The following is a 17937-nucleotide window of genomic DNA, read 5'->3' on the forward strand; positions in this document are numbered from 1 at the left end:
GGCGCTCATTGACGGCTAAGTTACTCGCCAGTAGGTTTGTGTAGTGCACGGTCCCGCCCGGGGTATTAGTCTTTAGGCACACCCCCTGCGCGGGACTTCAGATATCAAAGGAGCTATAGTGCGCGAATTCAGTGTTCCGCCCCTGGTTGTTGTCCCACCCGAATCCAACATCACCGACCTGGTGTTGCGGCAGGCAGGCAAGGCCAGCAATCCGGCACTGTTTTCGCGCCTGGATGCCGCGGGCGCGTGGGAGAACGTTGCCGCCACAGAGTTCCTGGCCGATGTCAGGGCCTTGGCCAAGGGCCTGATCGCCAGCGGCGTCGCTGCAGGCGACCGCGTGGGCATCATGTCCCGTACCCGCTACGAGTGGGCACTCGTCGACTTCTCCATCTGGTTCGCCGGTGCGGTGTCGGTCCCCATCTACGAAACGTCCTCCCCGTCCCAGGTCGCCTGGAACCTCGGCGATTCGGGCGCTGTGGCCGCTTTCGGCGAATCCGCGCACCACGAGAACGTCATCCGCCAGGCCGTTACGGCCGAGGGGCTCACCGACGTGCAGCACGTCTGGCAGCTTGAGGGCCAGGGACTCGACGCGCTCCGCGATGCCGGCCGGGACGTCAGCGATGAAGAACTCGAAGGGCGGCGCAGCGCAGCGAACCTTGGCGACGTCGCCACCATCATCTACACCTCCGGAACCACGGGACGGCCGAAGGGCTGCGAGCTGACGCACGGGAACTTCGTGGAGCTCTCGGACAACGCCCTGGCCATCATCGGCGACATCGTCCACGAGAACGCCAAGACCATCATGTTCCTGCCGATGGCCCACGTGTTCGCCCGCTTCATTTCCGTGCTTGCGATGGCCGCAGGCGCCACCGTGGCCCACACCCCCGACATCAAGAACCTCCTGGGCGACCTGCAGAGCTACGAACCCACCTTCATCCTGGCGGTCCCGAGGGTCTTCGAGAAGGTCTACAACTCCGCCCTGACCAAAGCGGAGGACGGCGGCAAGGGTGCCATCTTCCACCGGGCAGCCGAAACCGCCATCGCATTTTCCAAGGCACACCAGGACGGACGGGTGGGGCTGGGCCTGAAGCTGCGCCACGCCCTGTTCGACAAACTGGTGTACGGCAAGTTGCGGGCGGCGATGGGCGGACACGTCGCGCACGCCGTGTCCGGCGGCGGCCCCCTGGGTGAGCGGCTGGGTCACTTCTTCCAAGGAATCGGGCTGCAGGTGCTGGAGGGATACGGACTTACCGAGACCACCGCTCCCATCACGGTCAACACGCCTTCTCGGATCAAGATCGGATCGGTGGGCAAGCCGCTGCCGGGCAACGCGGTCAAGATCGCCGATGACGGCGAGATCCTGGCCAAGGGCGTCTGCGTCATGCGGGGCTACTACCGTCGGGAAGACCTCACCGCCGAGGCATTCACGGACGGCTGGTTCCACACCGGTGACATCGGCCGGCTGGACGAGGAAGGCTTCGTATGGATCACCGGGCGTAAGAAGGAGATCATCGTTACGGCCGGCGGCAAGAATGTGATCCCGGCCCTCCTGGAGGACCAGATCCGCGCTGACGCCCTGGTCTCCCAGGTCCTGGTGGTGGGCGACAACAGGCCCTTCATCGGCGCCTTGGTCACCCTGGACCAGGAAGCACTGCCGGGCTGGCTCCAGCGCCACGGCCTTCCATCGGACACCACGCTCGAGCAGGCCGCGGGCAATCCGGTGGTGAAGGCGGCCGTCCAGGACCTGATCACCGCCGCAAACACGTCGGTGTCCCAGGCCGAGGCCATCAAGTCCTTCCGGATCGTTCCGGCGGACTTCACCGAGGCCTCCGGGCACCTGACCCCCTCCATGAAGGTGAAGCGGGCCCAGGTGATGAAGGACTTCGAAACGGTCATCGAGGAAATGTACTCCGCGCCGCGTTCGTAGCAAGGCGTCAGCACATCAAGGGGGCCTCCCGTTGCCGGGAGGCCCCCTTCGTTTGCCTGGCTGTGGCCCGTCTACTCCTCGATCACCAGCAGCAGATCCCCGCCTTGGACCTGCTCGACGGCGGAGATGGCGAGCCTGGCCACCTTGCCCGCTACCGGCGTTGTGATGGAGGCTTCCATCTTCATCGCTTCGATCGTTGCCACGGTGTCGCCGGCCTTGACCATGTCGCCGGGCTTGACGGTGACAGTGACGGCGCCGGCGAAGGGTGCGGCCACCTGGCCGGGCTGGCCGGGGTCGGCTTTCTCGGCCGCCTTGACGTTGCTGACCACGGAACGGTCCCGCACCACGACCGGCCGGGACTGGCCGTTGAGGGTGCACATGACGGTGCGCATGCCCTTCTCGTCCGGTTCCGAGACGGCTTCCAGGGAGGCGATGAGGCGGACGCCGCGTTCCAGCTGGATTTCGTGCTCAGTGCCGCGCTGGAGGCCGTAGAGGTAGTCGCGGGTGTCAAGCACGGAGATGTTGCCGTACGTGTCCACGCTCTTGAGGTAGTCCTTGGTGGGTCCGTCGAAAAGCAACCGGTTCAGCGTGTGCTGGCGGGTCTTCGAATCGGACTTCAGGGCCGCGCTGTCCTCGGCACTGAGCTCGGCATCGCGGACCTTCACGCTCCTGCCCTGCAAGGCCTTGGTACGGAAGGGCTCGGGCCAGCCTCCCGGAGGATCACCGAGCTCGCCGGACAGGAAACCGATGACGGAGTCGGGGATGTCGTAATTCTGCGGGTTCGCTTCGAAATCCGCGGGATCGGCGTTGAGGCCCACCAGGTGGAGCGCGAGGTCACCCACCACCTTCGAGGACGGCGTCACCTTCACCAGGTGGCCCAGGATCCGGTCCGCGGCGGTGTACATGTCCTCGATCGCTTCGAACCGCTCGCCCAGGCCCAATGCCATGGCCTGCTGGCGGAGGTTGGACAACTGGCCGCCCGGGATTTCGTGCTTGTATACGCGGCCGGTGGGGCCCGGCAGGCCGGACTCGAACGGCGCGTAGACGCGGCGGACCGCTTCCCAGTACGGTTCCAGCGAGCTGACGGCGTCCAGGCTGATGCCGGTGTCGCGCGGCGTGTGCGCCAGGGCCGCGACCAGGGCCGACGCCGAGGGCTGGCTGGTGGTGCCGGCCAGCGATGCCGCTGCGACGTCCACGGCGTCCACACCGGCGTCGACGGCGGCGAGCAGGGTGGCCAGCTGGCCGCCCGCAGTATCGTGCGTGTGCAGGTGGACGGGCAGGTCGAACCGGTCCCGCAGGGCGGCCACGAGCTTTGCCGCCGCCGCAGGGCGGAGCAGGCCCGCCATGTCCTTGATCGCCAGGATGTGGGCGCCGGCGTCCACGATCTTCTGCGCCAGTGCCAGGTAGTAGTCCAGGGTGTAGAGCTTCTCTTCCGGGTCCAGCATGTCGCCGGTGTAGCAGAGCGCCACTTCGGCGACGGCGGTGCCGGTGGCGCGGACCGCGCGGATGGCCGGGGCCATCTGGTTGACGTCGTTCAAGGCGTCAAAGATACGGAAGATGTCGATGCCGGTGGCGGCGGCCTCGTTGACGAAGGCCTCGGTCACCTCTTCAGGGTACGGCGTGTAACCAACCGTGTTGCGGCCGCGCAGGAGCATCTGGATGCACACGTTCGGCATCGCCTTGCGGAGCGCGGCGAGCCGGTCCCAGGGGTCCTCGCCGAGGAAGCGCAGGGCAACATCGTAGGTTGCTCCGCCCCACGCCTCAACGGACAGCAGCTGCGGGAGCAACGCCGTGACGGCAGGCCCGGCGGCAACGAGGTCGCGGGTGCGGACGCGGGTGGCCAGCAGGGACTGGTGTGCGTCGCGGAACGTGGTGTCCGTGACCGCTACGGCCGTCTGCTCGCGCAGTGCCTTGGCGAAGCCCTCCGGGCCCAGCTCGAGGAGCCTCTGGCGTGAACCCGCAGCCGCCTCCTTGCCCTTGACGTCGGGCAGCTTGTCGGCCGGGTTGGAGTGCACGGTCAGCTCGCCGTTGGGCTTGTTGACGGTGACCTCGGCCAGCCACGTCAGGAGCTTGGTGCCACGGTCGGCCGAGACACGGGCCTTGAGCAGCTCAGGGCGCTGGTCGATGAAGTTGGTGGCGACATCGCCCGCGATGAAATCGGGGTCGTCCAGGACGGCCTGGAGGAAGGGGATGTTCGTGGAGACACCGCGGATGCGGAACTCGGCCAGGGCACGGCGGGCACGGGCCACCGCTGACGGGTAGTCCCGGCCGCGGCAGGTGAGCTTGACCAGCATGGAGTCGAAGTGGGGGCTGATCTCGGCGCCGGAGTACACCGTACCGCCGTCGAGCCGCACGCCGGCGCCGCCGGCCGAGCGGTACCCGGTGATCTTTCCGACGTCGGGCCGGAAACCGTTGGCGGGATCCTCGGTGGTGATGCGGCTTTGCAAGGCGGCGCCGCGGAGCTTGACGGTGTCCTGGGACAGTCCAAGGTCGGCCAGGGTCTCGCCGGAGGCGATCCGCATCTGGGCCTGCACCAGGTCCACGTCCGTGACTTCCTCGGTGACGGTGTGCTCCACCTGGATGCGGGGGTTCATTTCGATGAAGACGTGCTGGCCGGCGCGCTCACCCTCGGTGTCCACCAGGAATTCGACCGTGCCGGCGTTGACGTAGTTCAGGGCCTTGGCGAACTTCACGGCGTCCCGGTAGAGGGCCTGCCGGATTCCCTCATCGAGGTTGGGGGCGGGGGCGATCTCGATGACCTTCTGGTGCCGCCGCTGGATGGAGCAGTCGCGCTCGAAGAGGTGCATGACGTTGCCCTCTGCGTCGGCGAGGATCTGCACTTCGATGTGGCGGGGGCGCAGGACGGCCTGCTCCAGGAACATGGTGGGGTCACCGAACGCCGCGTCTGCCTCGCGCATGGCGGACTTCAGGGCCTCAGGCAGGGCTTCCCGGGTGTCCACCCGGCGCATGCCGCGGCCGCCGCCGCCGGCTACAGCCTTGGCGAAGATGGGGAATCCGATCTCATCGGCGGCCGCCAGCAGCTCGTCCAGGTCCTTGGAGGGCTCGCTGGACTTCAGCACCGGGACGCCGGCCTCGCGGGCAGCCTTGAGGGCCGCGACCTTGTTGCCGGCAAGCTCCAGCACTTCCGCAGGCGGACCCACGAAGGTGATGCCCGCGGCCTTCGCCGCGCGGGCTAGCTCAGGGTTCTCGGAGAGGAAGCCGTACCCCGGGTAGATGGCGTCCGCGCCGGACTCCTTGGCAACCCGGACCACCTCGGCCACGTCCAGGTAGGCCCGGACCGGGTGTCCTTCCTCGCCGATCAGGTAGGCCTCGTCCGCTTTCTGGCGGTGGATCGAGTTTCGGTCCTCCTGCGGAAAAACGGCAACGGTCTTGGCGCCCAGCTCATAGCCGGCGCGGAAGGCCCTGATCGCGATTTCACCGCGGTTGGCCACCAGAACTTTGGAAAACATACTTCTCCTGCATCATTGCGGGGTGGATCGATGAGTGGTCACAGTGTCTAGGACCTACAAGGACAAACACAAATCTTTGTGGCCACCATCACAGATTTCCCCGTCACGTCCCGAACGCTTTCAGCCTGGCTGGCGGAAACCGCCCCGGCAGCACAGTCGATGCCATGCCGACGCCCGATAAAACAGGATTCGCCGACGCATCAACATATGATGAGTAGGGCGGCAGGACCGTCCGGCTTCGGCTCTGCCGAGGCAAACATTACCCCCAACACGGCATCCGGCGTTAGGTTTTGGTCTCTCAAGTGCAAGTAGTCAGCATCAGCAGCCTTAAGGGTGGAGTCGGCAAGACTTCCGTCACCACAGGATTGGCGTCTGCGGCGCTTGCCGCCGGAATTCGCACGCTGGTGGTGGACCTCGATCCGCATGCCGACGCCACCACGGCCCTGGGAGTCCAGCCCGGAGACCACCTGGACATCGGCAGGATGCTGAAGAGCCCCCGCCGGGCAAACCTGGCCGAGAACGTAGTGCAAAGCAACTGGGCTGACCGCGTCCCCGCCAATGGTCCCGGCCCCGCCGTCCTGGACGTCGCCGTCGGCTCCGCCTACACGGGCATCTACGACCGGCCGGACCTTGGCCGCCGCGACCTCCGCAGGCTGTCGGCCGTACTCGCCGGCGCCGCGGACTACCAGCTGGTCCTCATCGACTGCCCGCCGTCCCTCAACGGGCTGACCCGCATGGCGTGGGCCGCCAGTGACAAGGTGGCGCTGGTTGCCGAGCCCGGCCTCTTCTCGGTGGCAGGCACCGAACGGACCATGCGTGCCATCCAGCTGTTCCGCCAGGAGTTCGCCCCCAACCTGTCCCCTGCCGGAATCGTGGCCAACCGGGTCCGCACGGGCTCCTCCGAGCACACCTACCGGCTGGCGGAGATGGAATCCATGTTCGGCGAACTCCTGTTGAGCCCGAGGATCCCGGAACAGGCCAACTGGCAGCAGATCCAGGGTGCCGCCCACCCCGTGCATCACTGGCCCGGCGACTCGGCCAAGTCCGCGGCAGCATTGTTTGACGACCTCCTGGCCAACCTCATGGCCACAGGCGCCGGCCTGCGCAGCCGTACCCGCTAGGACCCGTTCCAAAGAGTAAGGGCCACCCTCCGTCCGGAGGGTGGCCCTTACTTCTTGGAAACTGTGTCAGCTGATCTTCCGCGCCGCACGGCGCTTGCTCAGTTCGTCGTCGGGAAAGGACTGCTCCGCGGCATGTTCGCTGGGCAGCGACGCGAGGCTGCCCTCCACTTCCCGCCAGACGCGGCCGACGGCGATGCCGAAGACGCCCTGTCCGCCCTGGACCAGGTCGATGACCTCGTCAGCTGAGGTGCATTCATAGACGCTGGCGCCGTCGCTCATGAGCGTGATCTGGGCCAGGTCCTCAACTCCGCGTTCCCGCAGGTGTTCGACGGCGGTGCGGATCTGCTGCAGGGAAACCCCGGTGTCCAGGAGGCGCTTTACCACCTTGAGGACAAGGATGTCGCGGAAGCCGTACAGCCGCTGTGAGCCGGAGCCTGCGGCACCGCGGACGGCTGGTTCAACCAGACCGGTCCTCGCCCAGTAGTCGAGCTGCCGGTAAGTGATGCCCGCCGCCTTGCAGGCAGTGGGTCCGCGGTAGCCCGCGTCCTCATCCAGTACCGGAAGGTCCTCGGTGAACAGGAGGCCCTGGGCACCGCTCACGGGCACAGCAACACCAGCCGTGGGCTGTTTCAGCCCGCCTGCTTCGCCTTTGGGACTCACCTGGATCCTCCTTGTCGTACGCTCCCAGGAACTCTCTAAGGCAGCTTCGGCATGAAGACCATGCGTGTAATTGTCGCGGGGCGCACTTTCCAGTGTGACTTGCGCGGCTGCCGTAAGCAAGGGAACTTGATACTTCGACGTTAGGCCTGGCAGGTCCCGAGGTCAAAGACGTTGTGGGGTTGGAAGAGGCGTGTCGAAACTTTCAGCCTCAACTTTAACCTTAACGTGACCTTAGCCGTCGAAATCCTCGGGCTCCACGTCGTCGAGGAACTCGCGGAACCGGCGCATTTCGCGCTCTTCGTCCACCGTGGGGCCCGGCTCGGTGTCCTCCCCCTCATCGTGCTCCGTGATGCGCACTCCGGCCTCGTCCATGACCGAATCGGCACACCAGATCCGGCACTTGGCCCGCAGCGCGATGGCCAGGGCGTCGGAGGCGCGGGAGCTGACCGTCGTGCCGTTCTCGAACTGCAACTGGCCGTAAAAAATGTTGTCCTCCACAGCCACGATGTTGACGCTGACCACGGAGTGGCCCAGCGACTCCACCACGTCCACCAGGAGGTCGTGCGTCATGGGCCGGGGCGGGACAACACCCTGCTGTGCCAGCGCAATGGCACTGGCCTCAGGGGTGCCGATCCAGATGGGCACGTGGCGTTCGCCGTGCATCTCCTTGAGCAGGACCAGCGGCTGGTTGGACGGCAATTCGATGCGAACGCCTACGATCTCTACTTCAATCATCAGATGTCCATGCGTGAGATGTGGTCTTGCACCAGGGCCCGGTGCAGGGTGAGGCAAAGATCGCTGATCTCGCGGGCGGCCTCGGCCGCTCGTGCCTGCGATGCCGAGTCCTTGCGCGAGGCCAGCGGCGCGACGGCACGTTCCACGAGGCCAAATTCCCTCTCGGCCGCGGCCTGGAAGGGGCGAAGGTGGCGCGGCTCGAGCCCATGGCTTTCAAGCTGCACGCATGCGCGGGCGACCTGGAGGGCATGCTCATCGAACTGTCCGTTGCTGTGGCTGATGAGGCCGAAGCTCAGCAGGGACTGCAGCAAGGGGACGCTGGCTCCGGATTCGGTCCGAAGCTGCTCCTCGCTCAGTTTCCGTCCCCGGTTCTGCAACTCGGCGGCAAGTTCGTCCGAAACGATACGCGGGGACACCACGACGCCGGGCGGCAGGTTTTCCGGCCGCTCTCCCTGTCGATCGCGTCAAGGTAGTCCTTGATGACCTTCAGGGGCAGGTACTGGTCGCGCTGCAGGGCGAGCACGAACCGCAGGCGTTCGACGTCGCCGTCCGAATACTGCCGGTAGCCGGCAGGTGTGCGGCGCGGATTAATCAGGCCCTTTTCCTCAAGGAAACGGATCTTCGACGCCGTCATGCCCGGGAAGTCAGCACTGAGCTGGGCGAGGACCTCGCCGATATTCAGGACCTGGGGGCCCCGGCGTTCCGGTTGTGCCATTGCCACAGGCAGTGGTCCCCGGGTCAGCTGCGGCCTGCAGCCGTGGCAGGGCTCAGGTAGAAGGTGAGGCGGAACTTGCCGATCTGGACTTCACTGCCGGACTTGAGCTCCACGCTGTCCACCCGGTCATGGTTGACGTAGGTGCCATTGAGGCTGTTCTTGTCCACGACTTCGAAGCTGCGCGCGGTGCGGCGGAATTCGACGTGCCGGCGCGAAACCGTGACATCGTCCAGGAAGATATCCGCATCCGGATGGCGGCCGGCGGTGGTCACGTCCGAATCCAGGAGGAACCGCGCACCGGCGTTCGGGCCGCTGTGCGCCACCAGCAGCGCGGAACCGGCCGGCAGGGCCTCCACGGAATTGCGCTCGTCCGAGGAAAGCTTCGGGGCGATGGTGGGTTCATCGGTGACCGGCGTGAGATGGATCGAGGTGGTCTCCGACGCCTTAGCCGCACCCGTGCCGTAATCCCCATCGGCAGGGTTGTGTCTGTGGCCAGCCATGGATTCCTCCTCTTAGATGTGCAGGGCCTTGGCCCGCAACCGACGATTGCTCACCGACCCTGCCCGGCAGGTCCGGCACCGGCTCCCGATCCGGCCACTGACGTGCGAAGACGTCCTGCCTGCAAAGCGGAGCCGGACCGGATTAACCGGTTAGCTTTAGCCTACCTGTTGTTCGTACTCCGATGCACTGAGCAGCGACTCGACGGCGTCAGGTTCGGCCAGTTTGACCTCGATAAGCCAGCCATCACCGTAGGGATCGGTGTTGATCAGGGCAGAATCGCTGTCCAGGGAGTCGTTGCGCGCCACGACTTCACCGGAAACGGGGGCGTAGATGTCGCTCACGCTCTTGGTGGACTCGACCTCGCCCACCACTTCGTTTGCCGTAATCTTCGTGCCGACTTCGGGCATCTGGGCGTAGACGACGTCGCCAAGGGCGTCCTGGGCGAAGTCGGTGATTCCCACGCGGACCACGCCGTCGGCATTGGGGGCCGTAACCCACTCATGTTCGGCGGTGTAGGACAGGTCTTCGGGAATGTTGCTCATGGGGGGCCTTTCATCGGGGTGCGCGCCAAGGTCACGAGGGGCCCGGAAATCGGGCCGCCGCTGAAAGTATAGGCATAACTGCCGGGGCGGGCACCGGGGTTTCTGACAAGATGGGACCCATGAGTGCAAGCACTGGTGCAGCATCCCTGCGGCGGGGCAGGTAAGCCATGCCGGAACTGCCCGAAGTGGCCGGCCTGGCCACGTTCCTGGACGAGCAGCTGCGCGGGTGCACGATCTCAAGGTTGCAGATCGTGTCCTTCGCCGTCCTCAAAACCGCCGACCCGCCCTTCAGCGCCCTTGAGGGACAGCTGGTTTCCGGGGTCCGGCGCTTTGGAAAATTCATCATCATCGACACCGCGGGCGTGTCGCTGGTGTTCCACCTGGCGCGCGCGGGGTGGGTTCGCTTCACCGACTCCCCCGCGGACAGCCAGCTGCGGATGGGCAAGGGGCTGATCGCCGTCCGGTGCACCTTCAACGGCCCGGACGGCCCGCGGGGCCTGGACCTGACCGAAGCGGGCACCAAGAAGAGCCTGGCGGTCTACGCGGTGCGCGATCCGCAGGATGTGCCGGGCATTGCGGCGCTGGGTCCCGATCCGTTCACGGAGGCGTTCGACGCCGGCATGCTGGCGGAGATCCTGCATGGCAGTTCGCAGCAGATCAAAGGGCTCCTGCGCAGCCAAAGCGTCATTGCAGGCATCGGCAATGCCTACAGCGACGAAATCCTGCACGCCGCGCGGATCTCCCCGTTCGCCATCGCCAGGTCCCTGGACCGGGAGACGGTCCAGGTGCTTTATGACGCCATCCACAGCGTGCTGGGCCAGGCGCTGGTGGAAGCCCGCGGCAAGCCGCCCAAAGACCTCAAGGACGTCAAGCGAAGCCACATGCGGGTGCACGCCCGCGCCGGCCAGCCCTGCCCCGTTTGCGGCGACACCGTCCGTGAAGTGTCCTTCGCGGACACGGCGCTGCAGTACTGCCCCACCTGCCAGACGAAGGGCAAGATCCTGGCGGACCGGAGGACGTCGAGGTTCTTGAAATAGGCAGTCCCGGAACCAGGCACCCGGCCGGGCGAGATCGGCCGGGAACGCCAAAAAAGCGGAAAGCGCCGGAGATGATCTCCGGCGCTTTCCGCTTTTTGGTCGGGCTGACAGGATTTGAACCTGCGACCCCTTGACCCCCAGTCAAGTGCGCTACCAAGCTGCGCTACAGCCCGCTGGTTCCGCCGTTCTCCGCTGATCCGCATCCAAGGATTGCTCCGGGGATTTCCATCAGCAGTCCGGCCGAACCACCTAGAAGAGCTTACACGATCCGGAGGGGTGCCTGTGACACTTTCCGGTGATCAGCCCCAAGGTGTGTCGCAATTAACGCTTCCGGCCGCGCTTCTCACGCACGCGCATGCTGACCTCGATGGGGGTGCCTTCGAAGCCGAAGGTTTCGCGCAGCCGGCGGGTGATGAACCGGCGGTAACCGGGGTCCAGGAAGCCGGTGGTGAACAAGACGAACTTCGGCGGCCGGCTGGAGGCCTGGGTGCCGAAAAGGATGCGTGGCTGCTTGCCGCCGCGGACCGGGTGCGGGTGCGCGGCCACGAGTTCGCCAAGGAAGGCATTGAGGCGCCCGGTGGGGATGCGCCGGTCCCAGTTCTCCAGGGCCAGGTCCAGGGCCGGAACCAGGCGGTCTTTGTGCCAGCCGGTCTTGGCGGAGATGTTGACCCGCGGAGCCCACTCGACGTGGGCAAGGTCCTGCTCGATTTCCCGTTCCAGGTAGCGGCGGCGTTCGTCGTCGAGCAGGTCCCACTTGTTGAAGGCCAGCACCAGGGCGCGTCCGGACTCGATGGCCAGCTGCAGGATACGGACGTCCTGTTCACTGAGGACCTCGTCCACCGCGAGGAGGACGACGGCGACCTCCGCCTTTTCGAGCGCGGCCTGCGTCCGCAGGGAGGCATAGTAGTCCGCGCCCTGGGCCATGTGCTGGCGGCGGCGGATACCGGCGGTGTCCACGAAGCGCCACGTGCGGCCGCCGAGTTCGATGAATTCGTCCACGGGGTCACGGGTGGTGCCGGCGGTGTTGTCCACCACCACGCGTTCGGATCCGGCGAGCTTGTTCAGCAGCGAGGACTTGCCCACGTTGGGACGGCCGATCAGGGCGATCCGGCGGGGACCGCCGGACCGTTCCACGCCCTCGACGGTGGAGAACTCGGGGAGGACGTCCATGACGTGGTCCAGGAGGTCGGCCACGCCGCGGCCGTGGAGGGCTGATACCGGGTACGGTTCGCCGAAGCCGAGGCCCCACAGTGCGGCGCTGTCCGCTTCCTGGGCGAAGTCGTCCACCTTGTTGGCCACCATGATGACCGGCTTCTTGCTGCGGCGGAGCATCTTCATGACGCCTTCGTCCGTGGCGGTGGCGCCGACGGCGGAGTCCACCACGAAGAGGACGGCGTCGGCAAGTTCCACGGCCATCTCGGCCTGCTCGGCCACGCGGGCGTGGATGCCGCGGGCGTCATGTTCCCATCCGCCGGTGTCCACCAAAGTGAAGTTGCGGCCGTTCCAGTTCGCCGAGTACATGACGCGGTCCCGGGTGACGCCGGGGGTGTCCTCCACCACGGCCTCGCGCCGGCCCAGGATCCGGTTCACCAGCGTGGACTTGCCCACGTTCGGGCGGCCGATAATGGCCAGGACCGGATCAAGCTTTAGGGGACCCTCAAGGTCTTCGTCGCCGTAGTCTCCGCTGAGCAGGGCGGCGTCGTCCTCGTCGAGGTCGTAGTCCTCAAGGCCGGCCCGGAGGGAGGCGGCACGCAGCTCCGCTTCGTCGTCGTCTATTGCCGCCAGGCGTTCGGCGACCTGGTCGTTGCCGGTGGGTACGTATTCGTCGTCGCCGGCACCGGAATGCCCGGAAGTCTGGGTGGTGTCGCTCATTGCACTGTCCTTAGTGGTCATCTGCCGGCGTCCCCGGCTACTGCTGTCAGGTCTTGGTGACCAGCGAAAGGCAAGGGCTGCCCGCTGGTGGTGATGGTGTCCTGGACATGCCCGGCCAGGGCCGCACGGATTTCCTGCGCCGCCCTGTCCATTGAAGCACGCCCGCTTTCGCCGGCCCGGCGGGCCAGGGTAAGGGCTGTCCCGAAGCTGACGTGGAAGCGCCGCCCGGGCCGCGGAACGGAATCGAGGTGTTCGGCTCCCTGGCGGGTACCGAGGATGGCCACCGGAACCACCGGCGCGCCGGTGTTCAGGGCCAGCCACGCCACGCCGCCGTTGATGTCTGCTGCTGCCCCGCTCCCCCGCGTTCCTTCGGGGAGAATCCCAACGCAGCGTCCGGCGTCGAGCACGGCCTTGCAGCGCTGCAGCGCGCCCCGGTCCCCGCGCCGGTCCACGGGAAGTTGTCCGGAGGCGGTGAGGACCCGGCCCAGGAAGCCTTTGAACATCTCCTGCTTCACCAGGATGTGCATGGGCCGGGGGGCCGCGCCGAACATCACCGGCCCGTCCAGGAAGCTGATGTGGTTGGCCGCAAAGATGACGGGACCGCCGGTGGGGACGTTGCTCCTGCCGGTCACGGAGGTCCGGTAGACCACATGGTCCAGCACCCAGCCCACGGGCCTGCTCCATACCGTGGTCAAACCGGACGGCAGGCCGGCTCCGGCGTCAGTCACGGTTGAGCACCTTGGTGACGATCACGAGCGCGGCGTCCACGGTCTGCTCGAAGTCCAAGTCCGAGGAGTCCAGGGTGACCACGCCGTCCGCTGCCTGCGTGAAGTTGACCACTGTTGAGTCCTTGGCGTCCCGGTGCGTGACCTGGGCGGCAAGTTGTTCGGCGTTCTGGGTGCCGCCCAGTTGGATGCCGCGCCGGCGCAGGCGGGCTTCCTCGCTGGCCGTGAGGAGCATGCGCACTTCGGCGCCGGGCGCGACGACGGTGGTGATGTCCCGGCCTTCCACCACCATGCGGCGGTGGTGCTTTTCAATCAGGTCCCGCTGCCGGCGGATCAGTTCGGTCCGGGCGCCGAGCGTGGTGGCGACGGCGCTGACGGCCGAGGAGATTGCGGGCTCACGGATGGCGTCAGTGACGTCCACGCCGCCGACCCGCACGTATTCCTCCTGCGGGCTGGTGCTCAATTCCAGCACAAAGTCGCGGGACGCCTGCTCCACGGCAGGGGTGTCCGCCAGGTCGATGCCCTCGCTCACGCAGTACCAGGTCAGGGCACGGTACATGGCACCGGTGTCCAGGTAGGCAAGCCGGAGCCGGCGGGCGACCTCCTTGCTCACGCTGGATTTACCGGAGCCGGACGGCCCGTCGATGGCGACCACCAGGGGCCGGCCGATACGCAGCGCGCGCATGGTTTCGAGAAGTTCCTGTGTCATTACTGGAGTACCCGCCATCCGCGGTCGTTGAGGGCTTCGATCAGGTGGTCGTGCTTGTTCGGCAACACTGACAATTCCACCATGCCGACGTTTTGTCCGGATGAATGATCCAGCCGAAGATCTTCGACATTCACGCCGATTTCACCGATCTCGGTGAGCAGCTGCGCGATCTGGCCCGGTTTGTCATCCACCAGCACCGTCAGCCAGGAATATGCCTGCGGCGGGCCGCCGTGCTTGCCGGGAATCCGCGCCTGCCCGGCGTTGCCCTCACTGATGAGCTGGGCCAGGTCCAGGCGGGCGCCCGGTGCAGTGGGCTGCTCCAAGGTTCCGATGAGCCGGTTCAGGTCCTCGCGGACGCCGTAAAGGATCTCCACGACCTTGGCCGCGTTGCCACCCAGGATCTGAACCCACAGGGTGGGATCGCTGGCGGCGATCCTGGTGACGTCGCGCAGGCCGTTGCCCGCCAAGGACAGGGCATGCAGCGGCGTGCCCTGCAGCCGGCTGGCCAGCAGCGAAGACATGACCTGGGGCAGGTGCGACACCAGGGCGACGGCTTCATCGTGTTCCTCCGCCGTGAACTGCGAGACGACGGCGCCGAGGTCCGAGGCAAGCGAGCGGGCCACCTGCAAGGCGTGGTCCGAGGTTTCCTCCGACGGGCAGAGCACCCACGGCATGGAAGTGAACAGCTCGCCGCGGGCGGCTACCGGACCGGACTTTTCCCTGCCGGCCATGGGGTGCGTGCCCACATACCGTGAAAGGTCGGCATCCAGGCTCCGAAGCCGGGCAAGGATGTCCGCCTTGACGCTGGCAATGTCCACGACCACGCCGTCAGGGTAGTCGGAGAGTGCCTGGCAGACGACGTCGGCCGTAACGTCCGGCGGGGCGGCAACCACCACGAGTTGGGCTTTTCCGCTGCCGAGCTCGGACAGCGGGCGGCCCGCCCCGATATCCACCGCCACTGCCTGGTTGGTGGGTGAGGGGTCGGACAGGAACACCGCTACGCCGCGCCCCCGCAGGCCCAGCCCGATGCTGGCACCCAGCAGTCCGGCGCCAATGACCACCACAGGCCCGTCCAGGTGGCCGCGGCCGTGGCTTTTGAACGCGGACATGGATCAGAGCCCTACGGATGCCAGCAGGTGGCCGACTTCCTGCTTGCCCAGGTTGCGGATGCTGCCCTGTCGCTGGTCTCCGAGCCCAATGGGGCCCACCTTGACGCGGACAAGCCGCTGCACCGGGAACCCGACGGCGTCGAAGAGGCGGCGGACGATCCGGTTCTTGCCGGAGTGGAGTACAACCTCGATCAGCACGTGGCCGGGCGTGGAGTCCACCAGCCGGAAGGAATCGACGCTGGCAAAGCCGTCCTCAAGCTCGACGCCGGCCTTCAGCTGGGCACCAACACCCTGCGGGAACGGCCCGCGCACCTGGACCAGGTAGGTCTTGGGTACCTCGTAGGAGGGGTGGGTCAGCCGGTTGGCGAGCTCGCCGTCGTTGGTCAGCAGCAGCAGCCCCTCGGTGGCGACGTCCAGCCGGCCCACGTGGAAGAGGCGTTCGCCGGTGTTCTTGTTGTTCTTCAGGAAGTCGCTGATGCAGGGTCGGCCCTCCGGGTCCTCCATGGTGGACACCACGCCCTTGGGCTTGTTGAACACCATGTAGACCAGGTTTTCGTCGAGCTGGATCCGCAGGCCGTCGACGTGGATGACGGCGGTCTTGGGATCGACGCGGACACCGAGCTCGGTGACCACCTGGCCGTCCACTTCCACCCGGCCCTCCGCGATCATCTCTTCGCAGACACGCCGGGACGCCACTCCAGCCGACGCCATCACCTTCTGGAGGCGGACGCCGTCGGCATCGTGGAGTTCGGACTGGGGAACGTTGCCGCGGGGGCCCTTCCTGCGGGCCGGTTTGCGGACCGGGCCGAGGTTCTGGCCGAAGCGTTCGCTGCCGAAGGCGCGGGAGGCGGCGGCGCCGGGCGCGCCCGTCCGCGATTTGGGCTTGGGTGCGCCGGGAGTTCCGGGGGCCTTTTTGGACCCCGGCTTGCGGGCTGCGGGCTTGCGCGACGACGGCGCGGCCGGCTTGGAGCCTCCTGCTGCGCGTCCTTGCTGGTCCCCGGCAAGGTCGGGGTCGATGAAGCGCTCCTCGCGCGGCTTAGGTGCCCGCTGCGGGCGGTCGCCGCCGAACGCGGACGCACGCTTTGCCGCGCCGCCCCGTGAGCCTCCGCCCTGGTTGCCGCGCTGGGGTGAATTCCCGCGCTGTGACGCGTTGCGGTCGCTCCCGCCGCGTCCTGATCCGTTACGTGGTGAACCCTGGCGTCCCGCCTGTGTCATGACCCGTCCTTCGATGTTTTGGCCCGCAGAGATGTCCAAGGACAACCCTAGCCAGCCGTGCAGACTTCGTCTGCCCTGGTAAGTGAATTGACGCGGACAGGGCGTGCCCTGCCTACATCATGTCGGCGTCGTAGAACTCTGCGATCCCGTCGAGCCCCGGTAGGTGCGGCGACAGGTGGGGCAACTCCCCCACTGAACCGATTCCCATCCGTTCAAGGAAATAGGAGGTGGTCCGGTAAAGGATTGCGCCGGACTCGGGATCGGTTCCCGCATCCTCGATCAGCCCGCGCTGGGCGAGTGTCCGTACGACAGAATCAACATTGACTCCGCGAATTGCAGACACCCTGGCCCGTGAAACGGGTTGGCGGTACGCGATGACAGCCAGTGTTTCCAATGCCGCCTGGGTGAGCCTGGTGGTCTGCCCGTCGAGCACGTACTTGCCCACGATGTCGGCAAATTCGGCGCGGGAGTAGATCCGCCAGCCACCGGCGATGTTCCGCAATTCAAAACCCCGGGGCCTGGAGCCAAAACCAGCGTGGCTGGCATTCTCCATATCCGGGGCGTTAACAGTATAGCCGTCATACTCGCGTTGAAGTTCTTCCAGCAGGGAGCGCACCGTGGCGGGCGTGAGGCCGATCCCCGCGGCGAGCTCATCCTCCGTGGCCGGCTCGTCCAGGACCATCAGGACGGCCTCAAGGGCGGCCTTGGCGCCCCCGGGAAGCCCTTCGGCGTCGTGGTCATCGCCAAAGTCCTCCCCCGGCTCCGGTTGTTGCGGTTCCAGGTTCACAGTTGCTCCTCGTATTCTTCGCTGAGATGCTCCGCCGACCAGTCCCGGCCATCGGCCGTCCAGTGGATTGCCAGCTCTGCCAGCGGGGACAGCTGGTCGAACGAGACGGCCTTGTCCCGGAACAGCTCCAACAGCGCCAGGAACCGGGCGACCACCACCAGGGATGACTCGGCGTCGGCGATCAGGGAGCGGAAGGTCAGCGGGGACTGCCGTTGCAGGCGCAGGCCCAGCATCTCGGCCTGCTCCTTGACGCTGACGTTGCCCCCGTGGAGGTGGCCAAGAGCCACCTGCGGCGGTTCCGCCGGGGCTTTGGGCCGCAGTGCGGCCCCGGCCAGGGCGGCGAATTGTTCAGGCGTGTGCTTCCAGACGAGTTCGGGAAGCATCGCCGCGAACTGCTCCTCCAGGGCCACCTGCCGCGGGAAGCGCCGGCCCTCCCGGTGCAGGGTCTCGCCCAGGATTCCGGCCACGTGCTTGAACGCCTTGTACTGGAGCAGCCGGGCGAAGAGCAGGTCCCTCGCTTCGAGGAGGGCGATGTCTTCGTCGTCCTCGACTTCGCCGGCGGGGAGGAGCCGTGCCGCCTTCAGGTCGAGCAGCGTCGCGGCGATCACCAGGAATTCGCTTGCCTCATCCAGCGCCCATTCTTCGCCGAGTTCCTGGAGTTTCCGGATGTATTTGATGAACTCATCCGTCACCGTGGCGATGGCCACCTCGGTGATATCCAGCTGGTGCTTGGCAATGAGGCCCAGGAGGAGGTCGAAAGGGCCGGTGAAGTTGGCCAGCCGCACCTCGAAGCCGGGCTTTGATTCGGCCAC

Annotated in this window: 14 protein-coding genes, 1 tRNA gene and 2 pseudogenes; 3 read left to right on the forward strand and 14 right to left on the reverse strand. The window is 66.6% G+C overall.

Annotated elements, in window-relative coordinates; translation table 11 throughout:
* The first annotated feature begins 118 nt into the window (after window positions 1-118).
* Window positions 119-1927 (forward strand): AMP-dependent synthetase/ligase, encoded by a 1809-nt coding sequence (locus ACX5I6_RS17150; RefSeq protein WP_461841257.1) that lies wholly within the window; start codon window positions 119-121, stop codon window positions 1925-1927.
* Between the two features lie 71 nt (window positions 1928-1998).
* On the opposite strand, the gene ACX5I6_RS17155 is transcribed toward ACX5I6_RS17150, so the two are convergent.
* On the reverse strand, window positions 1999-5397 hold the full coding sequence (locus tag ACX5I6_RS17155; protein WP_461841258.1) for a pyruvate carboxylase: 3399 nt from the start codon (window positions 5395-5397) through the stop codon (window positions 1999-2001).
* A 302-nt stretch (window positions 5398-5699) separates the two neighbouring features.
* On the opposite strand from ACX5I6_RS17155, the gene ACX5I6_RS17160 reads away from it, so the two are divergent.
* Window positions 5700-6518 (forward strand): ParA family protein, encoded by an 819-nt coding sequence (locus ACX5I6_RS17160; RefSeq protein ID WP_461841259.1) that lies wholly within the window; start codon window positions 5700-5702, stop codon window positions 6516-6518.
* 66 nt (window positions 6519-6584) lie between these two features.
* Here ACX5I6_RS17160 and ACX5I6_RS17165 read toward each other — a convergent pair whose 3' ends face one another.
* The 5 genes and pseudogenes from ACX5I6_RS17165 to gcvH all read right to left on the reverse strand — a co-directional run bounded on the left by ACX5I6_RS17165 (window position 6585) and on the right by gcvH (window position 9671).
* Complete coding sequence (locus tag ACX5I6_RS17165; protein WP_018763528.1) at window positions 6585-7178, reverse strand: MerR family transcriptional regulator; 594 nt, start codon at window positions 7176-7178, stop codon at window positions 6585-6587.
* A 231-nt stretch (window positions 7179-7409) separates the two neighbouring features.
* Complete coding sequence (locus ACX5I6_RS17170; RefSeq protein ID WP_018763527.1) at window positions 7410-7913, reverse strand: bifunctional nuclease family protein; 504 nt, start codon at window positions 7911-7913, stop codon at window positions 7410-7412.
* Window positions 7913-8628: pseudogene (gene ftsR, locus ACX5I6_RS17175) on the reverse strand (transcriptional regulator FtsR). The gene ACX5I6_RS17170 and the pseudogene ftsR overlap by 1 nt, the downstream one beginning before the upstream one ends.
* A gap of 23 nt (window positions 8629-8651) precedes the next feature.
* Complete coding sequence (locus tag ACX5I6_RS17180) at window positions 8652-9128, reverse strand: FHA domain-containing protein (RefSeq protein WP_018763525.1); 477 nt, start codon at window positions 9126-9128, stop codon at window positions 8652-8654.
* A gap of 156 nt (window positions 9129-9284) precedes the next feature.
* Entirely contained in the window at window positions 9285-9671 is a 387-nt protein-coding gene (gene gcvH, locus ACX5I6_RS17185) for a glycine cleavage system protein GcvH (protein WP_018763524.1), read from the reverse strand.
* Window positions 9672-9838: 167 nt separating this feature from the next.
* Here gcvH and ACX5I6_RS17190 point away from each other — a divergent pair, with 167 nt between their 5' ends.
* Complete coding sequence (locus tag ACX5I6_RS17190; RefSeq protein ID WP_461841260.1) at window positions 9839-10708, forward strand: Fpg/Nei family DNA glycosylase; 870 nt, start codon at window positions 9839-9841, stop codon at window positions 10706-10708.
* Window positions 10709-10804: 96 nt separating this feature from the next.
* Here the strand turns inward: ACX5I6_RS17190 and ACX5I6_RS17195 are convergent.
* From ACX5I6_RS17195 to ACX5I6_RS17230, 8 genes and pseudogenes are all read right to left on the reverse strand, one after another.
* Window positions 10805-10881: transfer RNA gene (locus tag ACX5I6_RS17195), tRNA-Pro, on the reverse strand.
* 148 nt (window positions 10882-11029) lie between these two features.
* Window positions 11030-12580: a ribosome biogenesis GTPase Der gene (gene der / locus ACX5I6_RS17200; protein WP_461841261.1), complete on the reverse strand. Its 1551-nt coding sequence runs from the start codon at window positions 12578-12580 to the stop codon at window positions 11030-11032.
* Window positions 12581-12590: 10 nt separating this feature from the next.
* Window positions 12591-13308, reverse strand: a pseudogene (locus tag ACX5I6_RS17205) (lysophospholipid acyltransferase family protein).
* The gene (cmk, locus tag ACX5I6_RS17210; protein ID WP_018763520.1) at window positions 13301-14014 is read right to left on the reverse strand and encodes a (d)CMP kinase; all 714 of its coding nucleotides are present in this window, start codon (window positions 14012-14014) and stop codon (window positions 13301-13303) included. Before cmk ends, ACX5I6_RS17205 begins: the two are co-directional and overlap by 8 nt.
* The gene (locus tag ACX5I6_RS17215; protein ID WP_461841262.1) at window positions 14014-15123 is read right to left on the reverse strand and encodes a prephenate dehydrogenase; all 1110 of its coding nucleotides are present in this window, start codon (window positions 15121-15123) and stop codon (window positions 14014-14016) included. Before ACX5I6_RS17215 ends, cmk begins: the two co-directional genes overlap by 1 nt.
* A gap of 3 nt (window positions 15124-15126) precedes the next feature.
* A complete protein-coding gene (locus ACX5I6_RS17220; RefSeq protein WP_285249006.1) occupies window positions 15127-16338 on the reverse strand; it encodes a pseudouridine synthase in 1212 nt (403 codons plus the stop codon).
* A 112-nt stretch (window positions 16339-16450) separates the two neighbouring features.
* Window positions 16451-17119, reverse strand: coding sequence for an SMC-Scp complex subunit ScpB (gene scpB / locus ACX5I6_RS17225; protein WP_461841744.1), 669 nt, complete (start codon window positions 17117-17119; stop codon window positions 16451-16453).
* A gap of 2 nt (window positions 17120-17121) precedes the next feature.
* Window positions 17122-17937, reverse strand: coding sequence for a segregation and condensation protein A (locus tag ACX5I6_RS17230; RefSeq protein ID WP_461841263.1), 816 nt, complete (start codon window positions 17935-17937; stop codon window positions 17122-17124).

Source organism: Arthrobacter sp. MMS24-T111, assembly GCF_054888995.1.

Excerpts from the sequence above, each read along its gene's own strand:
- ACX5I6_RS17220 (WP_285249006.1), bottom strand. The coding sequence starts at position 16,338 with ATGACACAGGCGGGACGCCAGGGTTCACCACGTAACGGATCAGGACGC.
- der (WP_461841261.1), bottom strand. The coding sequence starts at position 12,580 with ATGAGCGACACCACCCAGACTTCCGGGCATTCCGGTGCCGGCGACGAC.
- ACX5I6_RS17155 (WP_461841258.1), bottom strand. The coding sequence starts at position 5,397 with ATGTTTTCCAAAGTTCTGGTGGCCAACCGCGGTGAAATCGCGATCAGG.
- cmk (WP_018763520.1), bottom strand. The coding sequence starts at position 14,014 with ATGACACAGGAACTTCTCGAAACCATGCGCGCGCTGCGTATCGGCCGG.
- gcvH (WP_018763524.1), bottom strand. The coding sequence starts at position 9,671 with ATGAGCAACATTCCCGAAGACCTGTCCTACACCGCCGAACATGAGTGG.
- ACX5I6_RS17180 (WP_018763525.1), bottom strand. The coding sequence starts at position 9,128 with ATGGCTGGCCACAGACACAACCCTGCCGATGGGGATTACGGCACGGGT.
- ACX5I6_RS17190 (WP_461841260.1), top strand. The coding sequence starts at position 9,839 with ATGCCGGAACTGCCCGAAGTGGCCGGCCTGGCCACGTTCCTGGACGAG.
- ACX5I6_RS17215 (WP_461841262.1), bottom strand. The coding sequence starts at position 15,123 with ATGTCCGCGTTCAAAAGCCACGGCCGCGGCCACCTGGACGGGCCTGTG.
- ACX5I6_RS17170 (WP_018763527.1), bottom strand. The coding sequence starts at position 7,913 with ATGATTGAAGTAGAGATCGTAGGCGTTCGCATCGAATTGCCGTCCAAC.